General features: G+C 40.3%; 20 protein-coding genes. 10 read left to right on the top strand and 10 right to left on the bottom strand.

The genetic code is table 11. From position 1 onward, the window contains the following. Window positions 1–1,971, top strand: a 1,971-nt coding sequence (locus tag KDU71_RS18890; RefSeq protein WP_212192670.1) for an Ig-like domain-containing protein, incomplete at its 5' end; no start/stop codon positions are given. A 263-nt stretch (window positions 1,972–2,234) separates the two neighbouring features. Here KDU71_RS18890 and queF read toward each other — a convergent pair. Beyond that, window positions 2,235–2,675 carry a preQ(1) synthase gene (queF, locus tag KDU71_RS18885; RefSeq protein WP_212192669.1) on the bottom strand — a complete coding sequence of 147 codons (441 nt, stop codon included), beginning with the start codon at window positions 2,673–2,675 and terminating at the stop codon, window positions 2,235–2,237. Between the two features lie 224 nt (window positions 2,676–2,899). On the opposite strand from queF, the gene rlmD reads away from it, so the two are divergent. Then, window positions 2,900–4,309 (top strand): 23S rRNA (uracil(1939)-C(5))-methyltransferase RlmD, encoded by a 1,410-nt coding sequence (rlmD, locus tag KDU71_RS18880; RefSeq protein WP_212192668.1) that lies wholly within the window; start codon window positions 2,900–2,902, stop codon window positions 4,307–4,309. Between the two features lie 71 nt (window positions 4,310–4,380). Here rlmD and KDU71_RS18875 read toward each other — a convergent pair whose 3' ends face one another. Beyond that, window positions 4,381–5,205 carry an SDR family NAD(P)-dependent oxidoreductase gene (locus KDU71_RS18875; RefSeq protein WP_212192667.1) on the bottom strand — a complete coding sequence of 275 codons (825 nt, stop codon included), beginning with the start codon at window positions 5,203–5,205 and terminating at the stop codon, window positions 4,381–4,383. 207 nt (window positions 5,206–5,412) lie between these two features. On the opposite strand from KDU71_RS18875, the gene KDU71_RS18870 reads away from it, so the two are divergent. Both KDU71_RS18870 and KDU71_RS18865 read left to right on the top strand, forming a co-directional pair. Then, window positions 5,413–6,930 (top strand): DUF3300 domain-containing protein, encoded by a 1,518-nt coding sequence (locus KDU71_RS18870; RefSeq protein WP_212192666.1) that lies wholly within the window; start codon window positions 5,413–5,415, stop codon window positions 6,928–6,930. 46 nt (window positions 6,931–6,976) lie between these two features. Continuing rightward, complete coding sequence (locus tag KDU71_RS18865) at window positions 6,977–7,495, top strand: DUF4136 domain-containing protein (protein WP_212192665.1); 519 nt, start codon at window positions 6,977–6,979, stop codon at window positions 7,493–7,495. A 56-nt stretch (window positions 7,496–7,551) separates the two neighbouring features. Here the strand turns inward: KDU71_RS18865 and nspC are convergent, their stop codons facing one another. Beyond that, a complete protein-coding gene (nspC, locus tag KDU71_RS18860; RefSeq protein WP_212192664.1) occupies window positions 7,552–8,694 on the bottom strand; it encodes a carboxynorspermidine decarboxylase in 1,143 nt (380 codons plus the stop codon). A gap of 183 nt (window positions 8,695–8,877) precedes the next feature. Further along, window positions 8,878–10,464, bottom strand: a complete 1,587-nt coding sequence (gene asnB, locus KDU71_RS18855; RefSeq protein WP_212192663.1) for an asparagine synthase B — start codon at window positions 10,462–10,464, stop codon at window positions 8,878–8,880. Between the two features lie 526 nt (window positions 10,465–10,990). Between asnB and KDU71_RS18850 the strand changes: the two genes are divergently transcribed. Beyond that, a complete protein-coding gene (locus tag KDU71_RS18850) occupies window positions 10,991–11,140 on the top strand; it encodes a hypothetical protein (protein ID WP_212192662.1) in 150 nt (49 codons plus the stop codon). Window positions 11,141–11,145: 5 nt separating this feature from the next. On the opposite strand, the gene KDU71_RS18845 is transcribed toward KDU71_RS18850, so the two are convergent. Next, window positions 11,146–12,339, bottom strand: coding sequence for a saccharopine dehydrogenase family protein (locus KDU71_RS18845; RefSeq protein WP_212192661.1), 1,194 nt, complete (start codon window positions 12,337–12,339; stop codon window positions 11,146–11,148). 306 nt (window positions 12,340–12,645) lie between these two features. On the opposite strand from KDU71_RS18845, the gene KDU71_RS18840 reads away from it, so the two are divergent. Next, on the top strand, window positions 12,646–13,701 hold the full coding sequence (locus tag KDU71_RS18840; RefSeq protein ID WP_212192660.1) for an endonuclease/exonuclease/phosphatase family protein: 1,056 nt from the start codon (window positions 12,646–12,648) through the stop codon (window positions 13,699–13,701). A gap of 54 nt (window positions 13,702–13,755) precedes the next feature. On the opposite strand, the gene nadD is transcribed toward KDU71_RS18840, so the two are convergent. From nadD to KDU71_RS18825, 3 genes are all read right to left on the bottom strand, one after another. Next, the gene (nadD, locus tag KDU71_RS18835) at window positions 13,756–14,343 is read right to left on the bottom strand and encodes a nicotinate (nicotinamide) nucleotide adenylyltransferase (RefSeq protein WP_212192659.1); all 588 of its coding nucleotides are present in this window, start codon (window positions 14,341–14,343) and stop codon (window positions 13,756–13,758) included. Between the two features lie 3 nt (window positions 14,344–14,346). Beyond that, the gene (gene gmk / locus KDU71_RS18830) at window positions 14,347–14,919 is read right to left on the bottom strand and encodes a guanylate kinase (protein WP_212192658.1); all 573 of its coding nucleotides are present in this window, start codon (window positions 14,917–14,919) and stop codon (window positions 14,347–14,349) included. 61 nt (window positions 14,920–14,980) lie between these two features. Next, window positions 14,981–15,856, bottom strand: a complete 876-nt coding sequence (locus KDU71_RS18825; protein ID WP_212192657.1) for a YicC/YloC family endoribonuclease — start codon at window positions 15,854–15,856, stop codon at window positions 14,981–14,983. 245 nt (window positions 15,857–16,101) lie between these two features. Here KDU71_RS18825 and KDU71_RS18820 point away from each other — a divergent pair, with 245 nt between their 5' ends. Next, complete coding sequence (locus tag KDU71_RS18820) at window positions 16,102–17,472, top strand: fasciclin domain-containing protein (protein WP_212192656.1); 1,371 nt, start codon at window positions 16,102–16,104, stop codon at window positions 17,470–17,472. A 147-nt stretch (window positions 17,473–17,619) separates the two neighbouring features. Then, window positions 17,620–18,504 (top strand): MerR family transcriptional regulator, encoded by an 885-nt coding sequence (locus KDU71_RS18815; RefSeq protein WP_212192655.1) that lies wholly within the window; start codon window positions 17,620–17,622, stop codon window positions 18,502–18,504. Here KDU71_RS18815 and KDU71_RS18810 read toward each other — a convergent pair whose 3' ends face one another. Both KDU71_RS18810 and KDU71_RS18805 read right to left on the bottom strand, forming a co-directional pair. Then, complete coding sequence (locus KDU71_RS18810; protein ID WP_212192654.1) at window positions 18,505–19,848, bottom strand: MATE family efflux transporter; 1,344 nt, start codon at window positions 19,846–19,848, stop codon at window positions 18,505–18,507. A 169-nt stretch (window positions 19,849–20,017) separates the two neighbouring features. Next, window positions 20,018–21,409, bottom strand: a complete 1,392-nt coding sequence (locus KDU71_RS18805; RefSeq protein ID WP_212192653.1) for a tryptophanase — start codon at window positions 21,407–21,409, stop codon at window positions 20,018–20,020. A 630-nt stretch (window positions 21,410–22,039) separates the two neighbouring features. On the opposite strand from KDU71_RS18805, the gene KDU71_RS18800 reads away from it, so the two are divergent. After that, window positions 22,040–23,389 carry a DUF3078 domain-containing protein gene (locus tag KDU71_RS18800; protein ID WP_212192652.1) on the top strand — a complete coding sequence of 450 codons (1,350 nt, stop codon included), beginning with the start codon at window positions 22,040–22,042 and terminating at the stop codon, window positions 23,387–23,389. A gap of 326 nt (window positions 23,390–23,715) precedes the next feature. Beyond that, on the top strand, window positions 23,716–24,978 hold the full coding sequence (locus KDU71_RS18795) for an MFS transporter (RefSeq protein ID WP_212192651.1): 1,263 nt from the start codon (window positions 23,716–23,718) through the stop codon (window positions 24,976–24,978). Window positions 24,979–24,985: the final 7 nt, after the last annotated feature.

Here is a 24,985-nt window from a genome sequence, read left to right as displayed (position 1 = left end):
ACACAGTATTATATTTTGATTGATGCGGGTGCTATCCAGTCCACCTCAGGCGTTGATTTTGCAGGTTTCAGTACTAATGGCGACTGGACATTTACAACTATACCAATCATACCAATCACAACTTTTAATCCATCTAATGGGGCGACGGATATCAATATTCAAACGAATGTGGTTGCAACCTACGATCAGGGTGTAAGACTTGTAGGCGGAGGTGAAATAACCGATCCAACGTCGTTAATTAGTTTTACCTATTCCGGAGGTTCTGTGCCATTTACAGCTTCAATTAATGCTTCTAAAGATATTATTACAATAGTTCCTTCAGGTGATTTATTGTCAAATACACAGTATACTGTAACTATTCAGGCATTAGAAGGCGATGCAGGAACTCAACCGAGTGATCAGACAACCATTTTTACTACTGATAACTTTGTGAAGTGGAATGGTTCAGTAAGCTCTGACCCAACAGATCCAAACAACTGGGATGCTACAATTGTTGGGAGCTTCAGTACAATTATACCTGCCAGTGCTGCCAATATGCCTGTTGTTTCTGGGTTTGCAGATTTAGAACACCTGATAGTTGAGCCTGGAGCACATGTTTCAATTGCTTCAGGTGGGACATTGGGGGTAAATGGAATATTTGAGTTACAATCATCCAACGAATCCGCAGTTGGTAATGCCACCTTTATCAATAATGGCACGTTGAATTTGGGTGTTGATGCAGAGGTTAGAATCCATCAACAAATAAGTTCAGAGCCATACAATTATTATGTGTCCAGTCCGGTTCAAGGAGCAACGCCATTAAGCATAGGAATTAATGGAGGTGCTTATCGTTTTGTGCCAGATACCAAATGGGTGGTTATGGGAGCTACTGATCAGTTTAATGCCGCCGAAGGATATTCGGTTTGGAGTTCATCAGGTACTGATTTGGTATTCAGTGGTCAAATTAACAATGCAGCATCGTATAGTTTTAACTGTGAAAGAACAGTTGCGCCATCATATGTCAATTATGGCTGGAACTTATTTGGCAATCCGTATCCTGCAGCAATTGACTGGGATGCACTATCTCTATCTCCTGAGATGAATAATCACTTCTATATCAGACTTAATGATACCGGACAGTATGGTGTTTATAACGGGGTGGGTAGTGTTAATCTTGATCCAACTAACCCAGGATATATTCCTAGTATGCATGCTGTATGGGTGCAGGTTAATATTAACGAAGTGAGTGGTAGTATTACTGTTCCTAAGTCAGCGCAGAGAGACTCACGATATACTTATTTAAAGTCTCAGAAGAAAATTCCAGGTGTGCGTTTAAGTGGAATAAATTCTTTAAGTCAGAAGGATGAAATGTTAATTGCCTTTGCATCTGGCGTTAATAGTGGAGATGATACTTACCGTTCTGAGAAGCTTTTTATATCAAATGATGTGAGTCCTGTACTGCAATTATATACTATTAATTCAAATGAGAAGTTGGCAATTGATGCATATGAGGATTATGTAGAAGGAATAGCAGTAAGAACTGGTTATAAGGTTGGAGTTGGTGGAACATATTTTATTGAGCTATCCGGGATTGAGAATTTCTCTGATGATGTTGAAGTTAAGTTGGAAGATCTGAATACCAATGAAACCGTCTCTATGTTGCCAGGTGAGCAATATGAGTTTAGCACAGCAGCTGGTCAATTTGAAAATCGCTTTGTTATTCATGTAATGCCTTCTGAAGCAACCTCAATTGGTGACGCAACAATTGGAGATGGCATTCGTATATATAATTCAAATAAAGAAATCTATATTAAACTTCCAATGTTGTCGGAACCAATGGTAGAAGTATTCGATGTTGGAGGTAAACAGTTGCTTAAGCAAGAGTTGAATGCTGATGTTACAAATAAAATATTTGCACCTGCAACAGGTATACTAATAATTAAAGTTGTTTCAAAAGAAGGCGTTTTTACACATAAGTTATTGATAAAGTAATTATATTTGCTGCTGAATTAAAATGAAAGTAGAAAAGAGGAAATATTGCAGTCCCAATTTGGAAGAGTATCATGTTGATAATGATATATCGCTGATCTTGATGACTGGTGAAACAGAACCACCAGATCCGCCAAGAGGTACGGCAGCTCAACAGTCTTCATCTTCCTTGCAGGATAATCCGTTTGAAGAGAACAATTTAAAATAGATAAAAACAGAAAGGCGACCATCGGTCGCCTTTATTGTTATATGATTGCTAGCATTTATTACATGGTTACTTGCCAGGTATCTTCCAGATTATTCTTCCAATCGCTGAACTTTTCATCACCACCGCGCACTTTCCAGTCTGAGTCAACCGTCAACTTAGAACTGATGCCTCCGCGAGGGTTGCAAATCATGGTAACACGTATGCGCTCCGGCTCGTATACCTCCACCAGATGGTCGTAAAATACGTTAATCAGGCGCTCGTATGATACCGTGATATTGCGCAGATGATGCACGTATTCTTTAAGTGACTTCAGCTCGATGATGCGTTTTTTAGGATAAAACGTGATGAATACATCCGCAAAGTCGGGCTGATTCTTAACCCCCAGAAAGGTGAATTCAGGAATCTTAATCTTAATCTCATAAGCCTGTCCCGTGGGGTTAGGCAGTGATTTTAGTATAGACTGGTCAATGTCTTTGTACGTTAAAACTTGCTGTTCCATTGATTAAATAATTTCGGTTTTTGTTTTGCTTTATGAAGAACAAAAATAATGATTTATAATAGATGATGAGAGGAATGGTGATAAATGTTAGTTTTTTAAGTTAGAAGGCGAAGGATGGAAGACCAAGATGAGAAGGGAGCAATGTGTTCTATGTTCTCTTTGGACTTCGTTTTTCGGACTTCGGACTTTTTTAACTAATTTTGCGCCCGAAAAACAGATAGAAAGTGGGACGATCACGAAAAAGTAAACCTTTATTAAAAAAGGTAACCATAACAGATGTGGCAGCTGAAGGCAAAGCTATGTGTCGAGTTGAGGACAGGGTGGTATTTGTACAGCGCACTGTGCCTGGCGATGTAGTGGATGTGCAGGTAACTAAGAAACGACGTAACTACTACGAAGGTTTTCCGGTATTTTTTCATGAGTACAGCAGTATTCGACAGGAGCCTATGTGTGAGCATTTCGGTGTATGTGGTGGCTGTAAATGGCAGGCATTGCCTTATGAGCATCAGTTAAAATACAAAGAACGTGAAGTGGTTAATAACTTAAGCAGGATTGGTAAGGTAGCTTTGCCGGATGTTACACCTATCTTGCGTTCTGAAAAAACTGAGTTTTACCGCAATAAATTGGAATTTACGTTCTCGAATAATCGCTGGTTATCTGAGGAAGAATTGAAGACCGATGAGCCTGTTGAGCATCGTAATGGAGTTGGATTCCACATTCCTGGTATGTTTGATAAGGTTGAAGATGTGAAGAAGTGCTATTTGCAAAAGGATCCGTCCAATGCTGTTCGTTTGGCTATTAAGGACTATGCGCTTGAGCATGGCTTAAGCTTTTTCGACCTTAAGAAGCAGGAAGGTTTTTTAAGAACACTGATTATTCGTACAAGTTCTACCGGCGAATTAATGGTTATTCTTACTTTATTTCATGAGAATAAAGAATGGCGGGAAGGTCTTCTGAATTTTATTCAAGCAAAGTTCCCTGAAATAACATCATTGATGTATGTTATCAACTCAAAGAAGAATGATACCATTGCCGATCAGGACATTGTTCTTTTCGCAGGTCAGGATCATATTTTTGAAGAGATGGAAGGCTTGAAATTTAAAATTGGCCCAAAATCTTTCTATCAAACAAATTCGGAGCAAGCCTATGAGCTTTATAAGGTGACACGTGATTTTGCTAATATTAAAAGTCATGAAGTCGTTTACGATTTGTATACAGGCACAGGCACCATTGCTAATTTTGTTGCCCGCCAGGCTAAAAAAGTGATTGGCGTAGAATATGTACCTGAGGCCATCGAAGATGCAAAGGTGAATTCAACCATTAATGGCATCGATAATACCAGCTTCTTTGCAGGTGATATGAAGGATGTACTCAACTTTGATTTTATAAAGAAACAAGGGCATCCTGATGTCATGATCGTTGATCCGCCAAGAGCGGGTATGCACGCCGATGTAGTTGAAACAATTTTGACCACGGCACCGGATCGTATTGTTTATGTAAGTTGTAACTCAGCTACACAGGCTCGCGATCTTAATATGCTGGATGTTCGTTATAAAGTAACCAAAGTGCAGCCCGTGGACATGTTCCCGCACACGCACCATGTTGAAAATGTAGTGCTTCTGGAAAGAAAATAATAGTATCGCATATCAAAAGCGACAAAGGTCAAAACATGATTAGGCTTTTGTCGCTTTTTTGTGCCCAATAGTTAGATTTTAGTTGTAAGCACCGAGTTTTTGGGAGGCTTTTGCCTTTTAGTGGCAACATGTTGAATCCAGCGAGACAATAGGGGAGACTTGTTAAGCCAGAACAGAAGGGTATTGATAGTGCCGGGTATGCAGATAACTTTATTACTATTCAGGTTGGCCAGTGAGGCTTCTACTACCTGTTCAACAGGTGTCCATAGAAAATCTGGTACACGATTGACGAATTCAGCTTTCCGGTCAATGGCGGAATGAAAGGAGGTTGGAGTAAAACCAGGACTTAGCGCCTGAATTTTTATGCCGTATCGCCCCACCTCACTCTGCAAAGTTTGACTGAACTTGATGATGGCCGCCTTGGTAGTTGCATACATCACACTTCCTGGTAACTCCATAAATGCAGCAAAGGATGCCAGGTTGATTATATAGCCAGTTTGTTGCTTAATCATCTCTGGCAATACAGCTTTGCTGAACCTCACAGTGCTGGTCAGGTGCACGTTTATCATGCGCAATTGCTCTTCCATTGACACTTCCATGAAATAACCAGCAACACCAAAGCCTGCATTATTGATTAATAAATGAATGTTTTGGAGAGAATGAATGCGTTGTTCTACCTGTTGGATATCGCTTTCTTTCGATAGATCAGCTACCATGTAATTAATCGTTGTGTTGTAATTGGCAGAAAGAAAGCTGGATAACTCAACGAGTTTTTCCTTGCGTCTGGCAATAAGCAATAATTCAAAGCCTTGCTCTGCCAGCTTAATGGCAAAGGCCTGTCCGATTCCACTTGTTGGACCCGTAATAATGGCTATCTTCTTATTTGGTGCGGTCATGGTTAGTGTATTAGTATGATGCCATGACAAAGTTAATCATAATAGCTTTCATGGACTAGTTTCTGCATTTGTTTTGCTTTAAACGCAAATTTGCTTACAGTATTGTTATAAGAACTGTAAGGAGTTTTGTATCAGGTGATATTATTGTTATATTCATCATGGCATGTTATTTGAATCTAAAACTTTGTAACTCGAAAAAATACTGCTATGAGAAGCCACTTAAATATTTTGACCGCTACCATGATACTTACCATGGTTATGCTAATTAACTTTGCCAATACTACTTTTGCGCAAACTGATTTGAAACAGTTTAAAAAAGTGGTTGAGGAGGATAGTACCCTCATTTATGGTTTAGCAGGCTATGACAAAGCTGTGCGCAATGATATATTGACTGTTGCCCAGCATCCAGAAGTGGTGCAGCAGATTAAAGATATGCAGCAGGCCTCGCAAAACTCGTTCAGGGCTTTAATAGAAGGACTTGACAGGGAGAAGCAATTTGGTATTTATGAGTTGAGTCGATATCCCGATCTGATTCAGGAATTAACAATTAATGGAAAGACGAAAAAAAGTGATGTTGAGAATATCATAATCGCGTATCCTCAGGATATTCATGAGGCAGCATTGAAGTATGGACGTTCTCAGCATAAAATATTGACAGCCATAGGTCGCTTAAATCAGAAAAATAAAGATGATTTTGAAACGCTAATTGGCAAATATGATAGTTCATTCCAGGAGGCTATTAAGCGATTAATTGATACACCTGAAGTGTTGGCAACCATGGCTGATAATCTTGAATTTACCAGGTTGGCCGGAAGTGTCTATAATCAGTATCCGGCAGATATGTCAGCTAAGCTGGAAGAAATGCATAATCAGATTAAGGTGCAGAAGGCTAAAGAGCTGGAAGATTATCAACAGAAAATGGAGGAGGATGAAGAGGCTTACCAGGAAATGCTGGCAGCAGCGGAGCAATTTGCATCGGAGGAGATGAACAATAAAAGCATAACCGATCCTGTGACTCAACAGGTGGAGGTGGTAAATGTCAATCATTATTCATACTGGTATGGCTATCCATACTGGTACAGCTATCCGTATTGGCGACCATACCCATGGTATTACCATACAGGTTTTTACTACGGTTCAGGGGGGCGCATTATCTATATTGGCATGCCTTCGTATTGGTATGTTGGCTGGCATCATCGCTATTACCCAAACAGATATCCTCATTTGTCGTATCACTATTATCGTCATGCGCACCGTCATCCGCGTTCGTACTATAATTTTAATCGTACAGTAAATGTGAATATTAACAACAATATTTACCTCGATAGGTCAAATTTAGCGAGGATAGACAACAATCGATCAAAGATTATTCCAAAGCAGTGGCCTGCAGAACGACCAGCTACCCGTCCGGATGTACGCCCTGGCGAACGCCCGGTGCAGCGGCCAGAAACAAGGCCTGCTACGCGTCCGTCTACCCGGCCTACGCAGCCAACACAGCGACCAGGAACAAGGCCGGAAACAAGGCCTGAGACGCAACGCCCGTCCACCAGGCCCGCTACACCACCGGCTCAGCCATCAACTCGTCCGGCCACACGACCTGCAAGTCCACCGGTAAATTATAATAACTATCGTTCCAACGAAAGTTTCAGGCAGAACTGGAGTCGGCCTTCAACACCGGCTACACGCCCTGCTGCTCGTCCAGCCGGAGGTTTTAAAAGGCGATGATTTTTAGTTTGTAATAATAGGAGTGTATAACGTTAAACTGTTTGTTATGAAACGGATAGTATTTTTTATTCTAAGTGTATGGTTGTTTTCAGCTTGTTCATCAGTAAGGACAACTGCAGATTGGGATCCATCAGCAGATTTCAGGGGCTACCAATCCTTTAATTTTAGTGAGAGTTTTGAAGAAATTAAGCTGAATGATTTAGATAAGCGTCGAGTTAAAAATGCTGTTCAGACAGAGATGGAGAAGAGGGGGTATGTTTTATCAACTCAGCCAGACTTGCTTATTAATGGCTATGTGACATCAGTAGAAAAAACCGTGGTAACCAATACGCACTATGGAGGTTATGGCCCCTATTTTTATGGTTGGGGTGGCTGGTATACTTCCACCGATGTTAATAATTACCGCGAGGGAACGCTGATTGTTAGCCTGATAGATGTGCGAAAGAAGCAAATGATATGGGAAGGTCGGGCTGAAGGAATAGCGCCTCCGTCGGGTGGAGAAAAACGCACTAAGGCGATGGACGAAATGATTGAACGTTTATTCTGGAAGTACCCGATTAAATAATAGTACTGGTTAAAGATAAACGAAGAGCGCCTCTGTTTTGAAGCGCTCTTTACTTTTTAGCTTAACCTGTTTTTGTAATCCTCATAGGTGAACTTCTTAACTATCTTTAGGCCTGCTGCATCATTCCAAATGGCAATGTTTGGATGTGGCACCCCGTTGAACATGGTGGTTTTAACCATGGTGTAGTGAATCATATCTTCAAATATCAATTTATCACCGGGCTTAAGCTCCTGCTCAAATGACCAATACTCCATATAGTCACCAGCCAGGCAGCTATTACCTCCCAGTCGATAGATGTGCATGCCTTCAATGGCCCCCTGTTTGCTGTTTTTAACCCTTGGTTGATAGGGCATCTCAAGGCAATCGGGCATATGTGCTGTAAATGAAACATCCATAATGGCTGTTTTTACGCCTTGGTTCTCAACTACATCTACTACTGATGCAACTAAATCGCCTGTTTCCCATGCAAAAGCACTGCCTGGTTCTAATATGATGTCCAGATTCCACTTTTCTTTAAATCGTTTGAGTAGCTCCACCAGATGTTCGGTGTCATAGCCTTTGCGGGTCATTAAATGACCGCCTCCCATATTGATCCATTTTACCTGTGGCAGGTAATTGGAGAAACGCTCTTCAACTGCTTTAAGTGTTTTTTCCAGATCGTAGGAGGTGGATTCGCAAAGGGTATGAAAATGCAGTCCTTCAATACCTTCGGGTAACTGCCCGGGTAGCTGGCTGGCAATAACTCCCAGACGCGATCCGGGTGCACATGGATTGTATAAGTCAGTTTCTACATCGCTGTATTGTGGGTTAATACGAATGCCCGCTGATATTTCCTCGGGGTATTGTTTGATATCCTCCTTAAAAAGTTCAAACTGCGACAGGGAGTTGAAAGTAATATGACTGCTGTAGCGCATCAGGGTTTCAAAATCATCCTTTTTGTATGCAGGTGAATAGGTGTGTGCTTTGGCACCCATTTCTTCGTAGGCCAGTTGAGCTTCGTGTATTGAGCTGGCGGTAGCCTTAGGAATGTATTCAGTAACAATTGGGAAGGCGCTCCACATTGAAAAGGCTTTAAAGGCCATGATGATTTCAATGCCGGCTTTCTCCTTCACCGATTTTATGAGTTTTAGATTATTGCGAAGCAACTGTTCATCCAGCACATAGCTTGGGGTTGGAACTTTGGTATAGTCAATTGCCATTGATTTATCTTTTTGCTGTAAAAGTAATGAATCTGCAGCTGATATACTACAAAGGCCGAAACCCTATTGGACCCCGACCTTATGCAGACTTTTGTTTTTATGGCTAACGTTTATTCAATAATTGTGGTATGCTTTGCTTATTTAATAATGTATCAAGTGTTACATCTAATGATAAATTGATACTTATTCGCCACTCTTACCATAGTTGGGCAATACACGAGCACTTGGATCGTTCACGTCACAGTTTTCCCATTCCTTATTAGGCATCCAGAAGTCTTTTACTGATTGATTTCGGCCAGGGAAGTGTTCTTCAAACAACTCACGGTACATCAATGATTCTTTGGAGATAGGAGTGGCATGTGTATACTTCGCTTTTCTGGCCTCAAATTCTTCATCGCTGTACATGTCTTCGGCATAGGCCTTCAGATAATCTACCACACTGTGTCCAACGGCATCAGAGAATGCTGCTTTCTCGCGGTACAGAATATCCTTTGGCAGGTAGTCGCCTTCAAAAGCTTTGCGCAGCAGGTACTTGCCAATGCCGGTAAAGTTCATTTTCTTCTCAGGACGAATGCTCATCACATATTCAACAAAGTCAAGGTCACCAAAAGGCACACGAGCTTCCAATCCGTTGCAGGAGATACTTCTGTCAGCACGCAGAACGTCGTACATGTAAATCTCTTTCAAGCGCTTCTCGGCCTCTTTCTGGAAGGCTGCAGGCGATGGTGCAAAATCGGTGTATTTGTAACCGAATATCTCATCGCTTATTTCACCGGTCATCAGTACCTTAATATCAGTATTCTCTGCCACGTATTTACAAACCATGTACATGCCCATTGATGCTCTGATGGTGGTTATATCGTAGGTTTCGATACAATAAATTAAGTGACTGAGTGAATCAAAAATATCCTGTTTCTTAAACAGTACCTCAGTGTGATCGGCACCCAGGTAATCTGCTACAATACGTGCATATTTTGTGTCAATCGGGTCGTCTTCAATGCCCACAGCAAAGGTTCTTATAGGCTTGTCGAGCATGCGTGCACCGACTGCACATACCAGGCTCGAATCGAGGCCGCCGCTTAGCAGGAAGCCAACCGGTACATCGGCGTGCAAACGTTTCTCAATACCTTTGGTAAGGTAGTGGTTGATGTGCATAAATATCTCATCCTGCTCATGGTCAACGAATTTTTCAACTTTCGAAATGTCACGGTATTGTTTGATGGTTTCACCATCGTAATAATGTCCCGGAGGAAATGGTTTCACTTCTGCACAAAGTTCATGCAGGGTTTTCATTTCACTGGCAAACATGATATCACCTTCTTTGGAGTAACCATAGAATAGTGGACGGATACCGATTGGATCGCGTGCTGCAAAATATTTTTTAGCTACAGAGTCGTAGATCACAAACACAAATTCGGCATCCAGTGCTTTGGCTGTTTCTTCAATGCCTTTCTCTAAGAATAAAGGAATGATGACTTCGCAGTCGCTGCTCGACTTAAACTCAAATGACTCCTCGTAATTAGTTCTAAGCGCATTGTAATTGTATACTTCTCCATTACATACCAAATTAATGTGCTTATAAACTAAGGGCTGATTACCATTTGCAGACACGTCCATAATACTTAGGCGGTGGAATCCCATCCATCCTTCGTCATCAAAATCTCTGGTTATTGAGTTATCCGGACCTCTGTATTGGATCTTCTTAAACTCGCGGGCAAACTTTAGTTTGTCCATTTTGTCGCTTCCTGTATAAACTGCAAATCCACACATGACATTTAATTTTTTAATTTGTAATGGAGTAATTGTTTTTATTTCTGATTCAAAAGTAATGAATCATTATTTAAAAACAAGAAAAACTTACAAAAAATAAGTAAAAAGTATCCTGAAGTGCCATATTGATACTTTGTGCGTATGTGAGGATGTCCTGAAAAAACATCGAATAAAGCTCGTAAAGCTCTTAAAAACATAGCTTGTAAGTGGGAATTGTGATTTTTTAAGACGAAAACAAGATGAAATTGGGGTTGTCATTAGTTAATTGAAAAATGATAAATAGTTGAAAAAAGTAAATTAAAAATATTAAACAGTAACGTTAGGAGTTAATTAAGTATTAAAATGTCGCTACGTGGCATTTATGAAGTTATTGCGTTTTAATCTGGTATTGACCACATCTTTCTTAAAAATCAAATTATTCAATGCGGGGGAGAAATGTCCTGCTGCAAGTTTGTAGCCACGTTGCTGCAAACTTGCAGCAATGAACCAGACATTTGGTTAAGTATGCTGCTGCAAAGTTGCAGCAATGGCGCAGACAATTGTGCAGGTATGTTGTTGCAAATTTACACCAATGTTGATGACACTTTTTACCAATGGAAGTGAGGGTGACTGGCAGGTGGCTGAGGGTGGCATAAAAAAAGCTGCCACAAGTGACAGCTTCTATTATTATTATTAATTGGATTACAATTCAATATCCACATCGTGCTGCTCAATCCAAGGTAAGCCCAGCTTGTTGAGTTGCTCCATAAACGGATCCGGATTAAACTCTTCCACATTAAATACGCCTGGTTTTTTCCATAGTCCCTGCAGGTACATCATGGCACCAATAGTGGCAGGTACACCTGTCGTGTAGCTCACACCCTGTGCGCCTGTTTCATTATAGGCATCCTGGTGCTTGCAATTGTTATACACGTAGTAGGTCTTTTCCTTACCATCTTTTAAACCACGTATACGACAGCCAATTGATGTTTCACCGGTGTAGTTTTCACCCAAATCACCAGGATCAGGTAATACAGCTTTCAGGAACTGAATCGGTATAATCTCTTTGCCTTCATACATAATTGGTTCAATGCCTGCCATACCAATGTTTTGGATTACTCTCAGGTGTGTTAAATACTCCTGTCCAAAGGTCATCCAGAAACGGGCACGCTTCAGACTTGGGAAATTCTTGGTAAGCGATTCCAGCTCTTCGTGGTAAATAACGTATGATTCGCGTGCGCCAATATTCGGATAGTTTAATGGCCTATGAATTTCGTGTGGTTCAGTCTCCACCCACTGACCATTCTCCCAATACTTCCCTTTTTGGGTGACTTCACGAATGTTGATTTCCGGATTGAAGTTGGTGGCGAAAGCCTTACCATGATCGCCGCCATTACAGTCAACTATATCCAAATATTGAATCTCATCAAAGTGGTGCTTCGCTGCATGCGCCGTAAAAATACTGGTAACGCCCGGGTCAAATCCACATCCCAGAATAGCAGTGATGCCCGCCTCTTTGAAGCGTTCCTGGTAGGCCCATTGCCATTTGTATTCAAACTTAGCCTCATCAATAGGTTCGTAGTTGGCCGTATCTAAATAAGCTGTTTTTGTTTCTAAACAGGCATCCATTATAGTCAGATCCTGATAGGGTAATGCCACATTAACCACAATGTCGGGCTGAAATGAATTAATTAACTCTACCAATTCAGGTACATTATCTGCATCTACCTGAGCGGTTTGAATGCGATCCTTACCAATGCGCTCTGCTATTGCATCGCATTTACTTTTGGTACGGCTGGCCAACATTATTTCAGAAAATACATCTGGCAATGACGCCATTTTGTGAGCTACAACGGTGCCAACACCACCTGCTCCAATAATTAAAACTTTACCCATTTGATAAGTTGTAATAAAAAACCTAATGTTTCGTTTTTACTAATGCATATAACTCTGCCTCGTCATTGAGGTCATCATTGCAAATTGACAAAAAAAAAGGATAACTGGCAATACTCTTATCATCTTTGTTATTGATTATTTTTTGTGTCTAAAATTGTTATTTAAACATTTATCGGATAGACCAATAGGTCTGTTTGTGATTTTATTTCCAAAGTTATTTGATTATTAAAATGTTGAAAATTAGCTATTGAAGCTGTGATGTTTCTGCTTAAATTACTAATTTTCGGCCCTAAACCTGATTTGTATATGTTAACAATTAAGCATTCTGTTGTTTTTATGGTCCTTCTGGTGCTTGTTTCTGGTTGTAACATCGGAAAGCGCGCTGATGGAAGGCATGACCAGCAAGCCGTCATTGGTTTTTATAATCTGGAGAATTTGTTTGATACCATTGACGCATCTGGTGTTAATGATGAGGAATTTACTCCGCAGAGTGTTAAGCAGTGGACATCAGCTCGCTATGCAGCCAAGTTGAATAATATGGCAGAAGTAATAGCCAGTTTGGGTGATACCATTGGCAAGGGCGGTCCGGCTATTATGGGGCTGTGTGAGGTGGAAAATGTTGATGTAGTCAATGATCTCATTGCGAATAAACACCTTGTTGATTTGGGCTATCAGGTGGTTCATCAGGAGTCGCCTGATAAGAGAGGCATTGATGTGGCTCTGCTTTATCGTCCAGAGCTTTTTCAGGTGGAAAATGTAACAGCACGGCCACTTTATATATACGATCAGGTAGACGGCGAGCGCATTTATACGCGCGATCAGCTATTGGTGTCAGGATTGCTATTGGGTGAAAAGGTGCACGTAGTTGTTAATCACTGGCCTTCGCGTTACGGAGGTGAGGAGCGTAGTCGACCTTCGCGCAGAGCGGCGGCGGAGCTAAGCCGAGCCATTGTTGATTCGTTACAAGCCATTGATAATGCAGCAAACGTAATTTTGATGGGCGACTTGAATGATGATCCGGATAATATTAGTGTTAAGGAAGTGTTGAAAGCCGTTAAGGCAGCTGAGTTGAATGAAGCAAAAGATTTATATAATCCCTATGCCGATATGCATATTGAAGGAGTAGGAACGCTTTGTTACCGTGGCTTTTGGAATATGTTTGATCAGATTGTTCTAACTCAGGGCATGATGGAAGCAGAAAAGGGACTGAGTTTTGAGAAAGCATACATCTATAATCATGATCGCCTGAAGGTGGCAGATGGTAAGTATAAAGGCTACCCTTACCGCACTTATGTAGGTAAGCGATACGATGGTGGCTATAGCGATCACTTCCCTGTTTATATCGTACTTAATAAGTATTAGTTTATACCTTTAGTTATGAAAAAGGTCGGTGAGCTAACGTGCTGCCGGCCTTTTTTAGTTTTTATCATCAAGGTATAATCCTTTGCTTTGGATATACTCAAACACCTTGGCAGGTAAAAAGAATGGGGTTTGCTTACCTTCTTTTATCCACTGTCGAATATCTGATGACGCAATTTCAATGAGGGGGGCAGCTGTTATTTTGCAGTTGTGGGTAAGTGTGTGACTATGCAGGTTGGTGCCATGGCGTGGATACACGTATATACGGTGGTTGGCTATTATTTCCTCAGCCGATTTCCAATGCTCAAAGCGCGCAATGTTGTCGGCGCCCATGATGATACTAAAACAACAATCCGTGTATTTCTTTTCCAGGGCCTTAAGCGTGTCAATAGTATAAGATGGTATTGGTAAACTTAACTCAATATCTTCAGCCCGGTACTTTGGCTCTTTTTGGGTGGCAATGCACACCATCTCCAATCTTTGTTCGGCACTTAACAGCTCATCAGCATTTTTAAAAGGGTTTTGCGGGCTAACCACAAACCAGATCTCTTCAATGTTTTCAAATTCCAGCATATAATTGGCCAGCGCCAAATGGCCTATGTGAATGGGATTGAATGAACCAAAGAAGAGACCTACTTGCTTCATGTACTATTTATTTAAAAAGTCATTTAGTGCTGCTTCTGTTGCTTGTAAGGCATGCTCAAGGTTATCATTGACAATGACTTTGTCAAAATCAGGTGCAAAGGCAAGTTCCTTTTCAGCTTTGGCTATTCGCATAGCTATCTTTTCGGCTGAGTCAGTACCTCTGTTCTGTAGCCGGTTACGCAGCTCTTCAACCGATGGGGGCTGAATAAACAGGCTCAGCGCCTTGTCGCCATACATCTTTTTGATATTAACACCACCAACTACATCTACATCAAAAACAATGTTCTGGCCTTTGGAACAGATGCGCTCTACTTCACTCTTGAGGGTACCATAAAAGGTATTTTCATACACCTCTTCCCACTCTAAGAAATCATCCTGATTAATTCGCTTCTTAAACTCCTCAGGCGACAGAAAGTAATATTCCACGCCGTGTTTTTCATTGCCACGTGGAGCGCGACTGGTGGCTGAAATAGAGAATTCGAGATCAAATCCTTTATTCAGTAGTGCTTGTACAATAGTGCTTTTGCCAGCACCAGACGGGGCTGAAAATATGATGAGCTTACCTTGTTTATTCATTTTGTTGACAGTGGTGTGATAACAAAAGTCCTTCATTAAAATGGGGAGAATGTGCTTATATTTATAAAACGTTCAGAATTTGTTCCTTAATTTTCTCTAACTCGTCCTTCATTCTGATGACTATTTTTTGCAGGTCTGCATCATTGGCTTTTGAACCCAGCGTGTTTATTTCACGGCCGATCTCCTGGGTGATGAATCCCAATTTTTTACCAACAGGTTCTTTGCTATCAATGGTTTCCATGAAATACTCCAGGTGGTTGCTCAAGCGTACTTTTTCCTCAGTTACATCAAGCTTCTCAAGGTAGAAGATGATTTCCTGCTCAAAACGATTTTCATCAATCTTATTGTTTTGTCCCAGTTCTTCAAGGTTTTCGCGTATGCGTGTTTTTATTTTCTCAATCCGCTGAGTTTCATACTTGGGTACTTCTGTCAGTAATTCGCCAATCAGCTGTATGCGTTCTTTAATGTCGGCTTCCAGGGCGGCTCCTTCTCTTCTTCTGAAATCTATAATGTCGGCAATGGCAGCACGAAGGGTTTCAGTAATCGCTTTCCATTCCTGTTCGTCCAGCTCGGCCAGTTCAACCTTAACGGTATCCGGAAGAGGCATAATCACTTTCAGGTAATCGGTTGATTGCTCCAGTCCAAGATCAGTGGCTATAGACTTTAGCTGAGCATGATAATTAGCGATAACCTGTTGATTAATTTTGGTAATCTTATCAGAGGTAGCCGCTTCTACATAAAAACTAAGGTCTATTTTTCCGCGCGAAAGCTGCTTGCCCAAAAGGCTTCTTACTTCAATTTCTTTCTCCCGGTAAAGGTTTGGCAGCCGTGTATTTAAATCAAGCTGCTTGCTGTTTAGTGATTTAATCTCAATGCTAATCTTTTTGTTAGGAAGCTCACAAACGGCTTTCCCATAACCGGTCATTGATTGAATCATAGGTCTCAATTATTTCAAGTAAAGCGCAAAGGTAATCTTTTTCCACTACTTGACTATGTAAATCGATAACAGTTAAAAGTGAGGATTTATTTTTGTCTAAATTATTTTCATAAACATCAAACAATCAGAATGATTTATTTAGAATAGCGGAAAATGACTAAGAAAAATAATAAAAGATTAAACAAAAATTTTAGTGTCCAGTTTACCTTACAAATCACCAATTAAATAATCTAAATATTAAGGACATGAAACGAGTAATTGACAATTTTGGAAAAAACATTTGGGTACTAATATTAATGTTAGGACTAGCTTTTGCAAATGTATCGTGTGAAGACGATGATGATTCAGGGAATGATGATCCTATGCCGGAAAATCCGATGACCATAACTGATATTGCTGCCAGTAATGCAGATTTCAGTATTTTGGTTGCTGCACTTCAGAAAGTAGGTTTAGATGATGATTTAGCGTCAGAGAACAATGAATTTACAGTGTTCGCGCCAACTAATGATGCTTTTACGGCTTTGCTGACAGAATTAAATGTTGCAGGGTTAGATGATATTCCTAATGATGTGCTGACGAGTGTATTACTATATCACGTTGTGTCAGGGTCAAAAATGGCGAATATGATCGAAACGGGCTACTATAGTTCTTTAAGCGACGGCCCAAAAGATGGATATGGTCTGTCATTTTATGTAGATATGAGTTCAGCCACGATTAATGGCCGAGCTAAAATAACCGCTACCGACATTAAGGCTGATAATGGTATTATCCACGTGATTGATAAGGTGATGTTGCCAATGACCATTACAGACCATGCGGTGGCCAATCCTGCATTTTCATCATTAGTAGCTGGTGTAACCAAAGCTGAACTAGCTGGTGCTTTAGATGATGAGTCAGCAATGTATACTGTGTTTGCACCAACAAACGTCGCTTTCGAGATGTTTTTTACGGATCTTGGAGTTACCCTGGATGATCTTTCGAAAGAAACACTTAGCTCAGTAATTCTTTATCATGCTATGGGGGGTGTTATACCAGCGTCAATGGTGGAAGCAGGGTATTTTCCAACCCTAAGTACTGCTTTTGATAATGCCATTAGCTTAAAGGTGGATACAGAAGGTGGTGTATTTTTGAATTCCGATAGTGAGGTTATAGCTACGGATGTAGTAGCCACCAACGGTATTATTCATGCCATCAACAAAGTGATTATGCCACCTAGTGTTGTTGACATTGCCATTGATAATTCAAATTTCAGCACATTAGTGCAGGCAGTTGTTAAGGCTGAGTTGGTCGATGCTCTGTCAGGCGATGGTCCATTTACAGTGTTTGCTCCAACTAATGCTGCATTTGATGCATTGTTTACCGAGCTAAACATCACTGGTATTGATGACCTGACGAAAGAAGACTTAACACCTATTCTATTAGCTCATGTAGTTAGTGGTAACGTTAAATCAACGGATTTAAGCAATGGTACTGTGCCAACCCTTAATGATCAAAAGACCTTAGCAGTTGCTGTTGATGGTGGTGTTACCATTGATGAAGTTGTTAATGTGGTTGCTGCAGATATTCAAGGTAAGAACGGAATAGTACACGTAATTGATAAGGTGATTATTCCTTAATTGTCGATTTTTAATCGAGCGTGATAGGGGGTAGCAATACCCCCTTGTTTTTTGTTCGTAGTTTAAATAGCAACCATGAACATTATTTAATGACTAAGCGTTAAAGATCCAACGATAGAGTAACATCTAAAATTATTGTAACCAGGTATGGCATTTTATTCGATAAAAGATTTAGAAAAAATTTCAGGTATTAAGGCACATACAATAAGAATATGGGAACGCCGGTATAATCTTATTGAGCCACAACGTACGTCTACTAATATTCGTTATTACGATGACGATGACTTAAAACGTATATTAAATGTGTCGATTCTGAATCAGAACGGGTATAAAATATCGAAGATAGCCGATATGACTGAGGAGCAGCTGCGCGAGCGTGTGATTGATCTGTGCCTGGATACCCGTAATACAGATGTTCAAATCGAAAGCTTGCTGGTAGCCATGCTTGAGATGGATGAAAGTAAATTTACAAATGTATTGACCAACTCCATCATAAAACTAGGCTTTGAAGCAACTGTAGAGGTCATCTTATTTCCATTCCTCGATAGAATTGGCATACTTTGGCAGGCAGGCACCATTAATCCGGCGCAGGAGCATTTTATATCTAATCTCATCAGGCAAAAACTGATTGTAGCCATAGATAATGAGATGCAGAATTTTATTCCCAAAGCTGATAAAACAATTGTTTTCTTTTTGCCCGAGAATGAACTGCATGAAATTGGCTTACTTTTCTACAGTTTAATTGCCCGTAAAGAAGGATTTAGTGTCATTTATTTGGGAGCGTCTGTTCCTGTTGAAGACCTTAAGGTTGTTTTTGATGTTCGTAAGGCTGATGCCATGTTTACTTCTTTTGTATCTGCGGGTAAAAAAGAGGATATAGAAGCCATTCTGAAAGGGATTGAAGAGAGTGTACCTGCTGTTACGTCTTTTGTAACCGGATTGCAGGTAAGGGAATTGAAGCCAGCCTTGCCGAAGCAGTTTGAAGTAATAACAACTGCTAAAGATTTTAAAGCGAGGCTAAATGCTATGTAGTTATTTAGCCTGTTGCTTTACCACACCTTTGTATTTCCAGCGACCCGTAAAGTAGTAAAATAAGGAGCCTAGTAGTCCCATGCTCCATCCAATAGGTATGGCCCACCAGATACCGTTAACGCCAAAGTGTTTGGACAGTACCAATGCAAACGGAATGCGTATAACCCAAAGAGAAAAAAGGGTTATAAACATGGGTATAAGCGTATCGCCGGCGCCACGCAGTACGCCATGCATTACAAACATGGTGGAGAATATCATGTAGAATGAACTCACTATAACCAGGTAATTGGCGCCATGGTCAATGACCGATTGATCTTTTGTAAAAGCTCCCATCATATGTTCGCCAAAGAAAATTACTGTCAGCATAACTATTAGCGACATGCCCCAAGCCATAAATAATGTGGCCCGCAGTCCCTTTTTAATGCGATCAACTCTTTGTGCTCCCAGGTTTTGCCCCACAAAAGCAGATAGTGCACTTGCCAGGTTGAGAGCTGGCATGGCGGCTAAGGCATCAATGCGGCTGGCAACCGAAAAAGCTGCAAGTACATCCGTATCGAAGTTGTTCACAATGCGGATAAGTGCCATTATTCCCAATGCTACAAATGTTTGCTGAAAACCGGTTGGTAAGCCAATGCGTATGCTCTGAAGAAATAGTTCCTTATCAAAGCGGAACTTAAATACATTGAAGGAGATAATCTGATGCTTTTTATTCAGATAGATGGCTCCTGAAATAAAAGCACCTGCCTGTGCTATTACTGTTGCATATGCCACACCGCTAATGCCCCAGTTAAACACCACAATAAATATAATGTCGAGTGCGATATTAACAAAAGTGGCGATTACCATAAAATAGAGTGGAGTCATTGAATCACCAAGTCCACGCAGTATGGAGGAGGTGCCGCTAAACCCGAAGAAGGCAATCATCCCAATCATAAACACGTTAAAGTATTCGGTGGCCAGGGGTATTACTTTTTCTTCAACGTGCAATAGTCTGAAAATCTCTTCACTGAAGAAAATGCCTATGCTTGTAATTATTATGGATGCAACAAACAGGAAGATATAGGTGGTGTCAATGGCTCTTTTGACCTTATCAATATTTTTGGCGCCAAAATACTGGCTGATAATAATAGTAGCCCCACTGCCAATACCAATAACAAAGGCAATTAGCGCATAAAAGATAGGGGATGAAGCACCTAATGCAGCCAGAGCCTCTTTGCCCAAGTAATTACCAACAATAATGCTGTCGACCAAATGGTATAGCTGCTGAAGCAGGTTGCCAAATACCATAGGTAGGGCAAATTTGAATATAAGCTTCGCTTCATTACCTATAGTGAGGTCTTTCATTGGTGTTGATTCGTTTATTGACAAGTACAACCATTAGCAGGCTGCTTTGGTTTACCGCTATTTTAACGGAATACAAAACAAGCCAAAAAATCAGGGGCATGCAAAGCTTCGAATAAAAAAAAGGTTGACCCACGAATGAGTCAACCTTAAGTGTGTGATTGAGTATTAATTAGACGGTTTCTTTAACTGTAGGAGCTAATTCAACCGTGAAGTGGCGCATAATTGGAGCTTCCTCCAGGATAGCATAACCACGTTTAATTTCATTGCGACGTTCGAATACGTTCTTAAGTGCTACAGCAATCACATCCATGTGGTTATTGGTGTATACGCGTCGTGGAATAGCCAGTCGCAGCAGTTCCAGTGCAGGGTATCGGTTCTCACGTGTCCCCGGATCACGATCGGCCAATAGGGTGCCTATTTCAACGCCTCGGATACCAGCTTCCTTATATAGCTCAATGGCCAATGTTTGAGCAATGTATTCTTCTTTTGGGATGTGTGGTAAAAAACGTTTGGCATCTACAAAAATAGCATGGCCACCAAATGGTTCCTGTACCGGTACACCAAATTCCTTCAGCTTGTTACCTAAGTAGGCAACCTGTTTAATGCGTGTCTCCAGATAATCAAATTCGGTACCTTCATCTAAACCTTGAGCTAATGCATTCATATCACGGCCCGACATGCCACCGTAGGTAACAAATCCTTCGTAGATGATGTTAAACTGACTGGCTTTTTTGAATAGCTCTTCTTCGCGTAAAGCAATGAAACCGCCCATGTTAACAATGGCATCTTTTTTACTGCTCATGGTCATGCCATCAGCATAGGTATACATCTCCCTAACAATCTCTTTGATGCTTTTGTCAGCATAGCCTTCTTCGCGCAGTTTGATAAAGTAGGCATTTTCGGCAAAGCGGGCAGAATCAAATAATACACGGATGCCATACTCTTTAGCCATGGCATACACATCGCGCATGTTCTGCATCGATACAGGTTGTCCGCCTGATGAATTACACGTCACCGTTACAATAATCATCGGGATGTTTTCTTTCGGATGAGATTGCAACACGTGCTCCAATTTGTTTAAATCGAGGTTACCTTTAAATGGGTGATCAATAGTAGTATCAAAAGCTTCATCGATGGTACAATCAATTGCTGTTGCTTTCCTAAATTCAATATGTCCCTTGGTGGTATCGAAATGGGAGTTGCCAGGTACAACATCTCCTTCTTTTACTAAGGCAGAGAATAATACGTTTTCGGCAGCCCGTCCCTGGTGAGTAGGCAAAAAGTACTCAAAGCCAAGGATGTTTTTAATGGCATTCTTCAGGTTGTAGTACGATGAGGCACCAGCATAGCTCTCATCACCCAGCATCATTGCTGCCCATTGACGATCGCTCATCGCGCCGGTACCACTGTCGGTTAGCAGGTCGATGAATACCTGGTCGCTACGAAGGTTGAATAAGTTGTATTTGGCTGCTTTAATCCATGTTTCTCTCTCTTCGCGAGTGCTTTTGCGGATTGGTTCAACCATCTTAATCTTAAACGATTCTGAAAAAGGAAGTTCCATTGTATATTTTTTTAGATATGTTATAATATATCGGTTGTTCAAATCGCTTAATACCCGGCATCAGCCTGTAGGTGTAGCGATGAACAAATGAATTACGTAAAAAAAGAAAAATAGAGGCACTGGCAGGTGGCCAACTTTAGCAGGTAAACTCGTCGCGGTTTTTAATATTGATGAAAACCCGAACAGACAATGCAGATTGTATGTTAATATTTGCCATCAAAAAATAATTCATGTTGCAAATGTAAAAAACTATTGCATTTGATAAAAACAACAAGTGATAATTTGTAATAAGTCATGTTTTAATCGTCTGCTGCTTACATCTTGGCGTAGTGTAAAGTGCAACTGATGAGTGGTTTAGCTGGTTATGGTGTGGGGTGGTGATTGTAAGTTGTTTGTTGTCAGGGCTTATGGGTTAGTTGCATTAATGGTTGTTTTAGAGCTTTGATATGAACATTTCAAGCGTCTTTTAAACTATTTACAACACCATTCATTTTCGGGTTTAAAAGATATCCTGTTATTTTTGCGTTTAAATTAAATATCAACGATTCTCAAAACAGCCGCTTTTATATGACGGGATGTATTAGGACATACTTATTTCATTTATTTGCGTTGAGCTTATTTGGGCTTAGTATGCAGTCAATGAACGGACAAATGAGTATGGTGGATTGGAGCTATTGGGCAAATAATGAGAGAACCGCACATTGGCAGAAAGAGCTGTATAAAAATAATACTTCCAGATACCCGGCTTTTGATCAGCTGTTTTTGGCAGAATTTTTCAAAAAGCAGATAGATAAGGAGCAGCTGTTCGATACTAATTTATTTCCGCCTTTACATGACTATCCTGTTAAAACCTATAAGTTTAGTGCAAAATTTAAGGTGCCAGAGTATCCTATAATTGATTTTAAACCTACAAATTATAGTAAAGAAGCCATTGCGGAGTTTCAAGAGTTGATGAACTCTAAGACCTTTTCCAATCAGAGTGAAGAGGTGTTTGAGAAGCAATACTTCATTAAAGAGGTGCATGAGGATTATATATTTAGCCACCTTGATCAGGTTGGCTTGTCATGGGATTCCATTCCTGATCCGCCTAAGATTGGGCGTAATTTAAAACGTCGTTCGGCGCGTGAAGGTATCAGTCTTTTGTTGCGTGATAATTCGGTAGAAGCTCGTCCGAGTCTTGAAAAGATTAAGGTTACAGCAGGCCCATGGACATTTAAGGGAACCGAAAATATCCTCTTCTCTCAAGGCTATGTTGAGAATTGGGTCAAAGGAGGTGAGAGTAGTATAAGTCTGGGGAGTGACTTGCGTTTGACGGCAAACTATAAGAAAGGGAAACACGATTGGGATAACTACATTATTCATAAAGTTGGCATTATCTCTACCGAAACAGAAAAAGGACGAGTAAATACCGACTTGATAGAGATCAATACCAAATACGGTCATAAAGCATCGAAGAAATGGTATTATAGTTTTCTGTACAACTTTAAAACACAGCTGTTTTACGGTTACGATAATGATGAAGAAGATCCGGTATCCGGATTTATGGCACCGGCATACATGTCATTTGCAGTTGGTATGGACTACAAACCCAATAGTAACTTTACGCTCCTTTTATCGCCTATTACCTCGCGTTTAACATTGGTAGCCGATACAACCAAGTTTGATCAAACCAAATTTGGCGTGTCAAAAAATAGGATGAGCCATGTGGTTAATGGTCTCTCGGTTGTTAATAATCTATCCTATGAATTATCACGGGAAGTTAAATTAACATCACGACTCGATGCGTTTTATCAATACTTGGGTAAGGTTGATGAGGGAAAAGACAGACAAGTACAGGTAGACTGGGAGGTTATTGCTGATTTGCGAATCAACCGCTTCCTGTCGACGAGGATATTAGCACACCTGAGGTATTTTACAAACGAGTCTAAAAAAGTGCAGATTCGGGAAAATTTTAATATAACATTTAGTTATAATTTTTAAAAAGAATTGATATTCAAAAAGTAATATATTGGCGATATTGATTTTAACTTCTTTTAACGTTCGTTATTATGCGTTAGTGATAAAACCAATTACATTTGCAATGTGAGAATAAGGGAAAAGGTTGAAACAAAAATCTACTTCTTACGTATTAAAATTTGAAAGTTAGACACAGATGTGTCAATAAAAATATTGAGTAAGTTTTCTCATAGTTTAGGGTTAGGTTTGGTTAAAAGTTGAAAGTCGTCTTAAAGAATGCTTTAAGGCGGCTTTCTTTTTTTTATGAGGTCTTCAAACAACCATCGTCCGGTATTCTTGTTGTGATATACATGATGCGACAATCTATTTCAGAGCGGCATTTCTATAAGGATAAACAGTATTATAAGTTCTGTTTTTATGGTTTTTTTAAAAACCTGCGCCTTTTTGATCCTTTCTTGCTCCTTTACTTTGTTGATGAGGGTATTTCATATTCTCAAATCGGTATTCTGTATGCTTTCCGCGAGGTGATTATTAATCTCTTTGAAATTATTTCAGGTGTTATAGCCGATGTAGTTGGTCGTAAAAATGCCATGATTGCTGCTTTTGTCAGTTATATTGTGAGTTTTCTTTTGTTCTATAGCTTTTCTGGCTTTACCGGATTTTTATTGGCCTTTTTCTTCTATGGTATTGGTGATTCGTTTCGCACCGGCACTCATAAGGCAATGATTAATGCTTATTTGCTGCGAAACAACTGGCAGGATGAAAAAGTCAGGTATTATGGGCGCACCCGTAGTTGGTCGCAGAGGGGTTCGGCTATATCTTCCCTATTAAGTGCTTTCTTGCTTTTTTATACCGGGCGGTACGATTTCTTATTTTTATTAACTGCAGTGCCTTATGTGTTCGATTTAGTGTTATTAAGCAGCTACCCATCTTATCTGAATGGAGCAAAAGGGATGAGTAAGAGTGGTTTGTGGCTGAAGGTGAAAGCGCACTTTATAGAAGTTGTGGTGGCCATGAAAAAACTCTCATCAGTTAGGGTGGTGATTTTAACAAGTAGCTTTACGGGGTACTATAAAGCAGTAAAGGATTATATACAAATAATTATTACCGGACTGGCAGCAAAGTTTATTATTATACCTCATGTAAATAATGAACAGCATATTGCTATTTACATCGGATTGACCTACTTTGCTCTGTTTATGCTCAATTCTGTAGCATCAAGAAATGCCTACAAGATTGAGCAAATGAGTGCAACACTGCGCATAGGACTCATAAATTTGCAGCGGTCGGGTTATTTACTGGGGGTAGTGGCATCCTTGTTTTTTGTCTTCGACTATCCTTTAGTGGCTTTACTGGCATTTGCATCCATTTTTATTGTTCAAAACTTACGCCGGCCATTGGCGGTTAATTATATAACCAAGCAATTTGATGAAAAAATGATGGCCAGTATCATGTCGGTTGAATCGCAAAGCGAGACTTTGATATCAGCTCTGCTGGCATTGTTATTGGGAATTCTTGTTGATTTATCAGGAGTGGGGTGGGGAATTGGTGTTTTGTCTGTATTATTATTAGTATTGTCTGTGTTTGCTGGCACGTTTAAGGTTAAAAATTAATAATATA

Origin of the sequence: Carboxylicivirga sediminis, assembly GCF_018156225.1 — a bacterium.
Lineage (GTDB): Bacteria > Bacteroidota > Bacteroidia > Bacteroidales > Marinilabiliaceae > Carboxylicivirga > Carboxylicivirga sediminis.
This window is presented reverse-complemented; position numbering and strand designations above follow the sequence as displayed.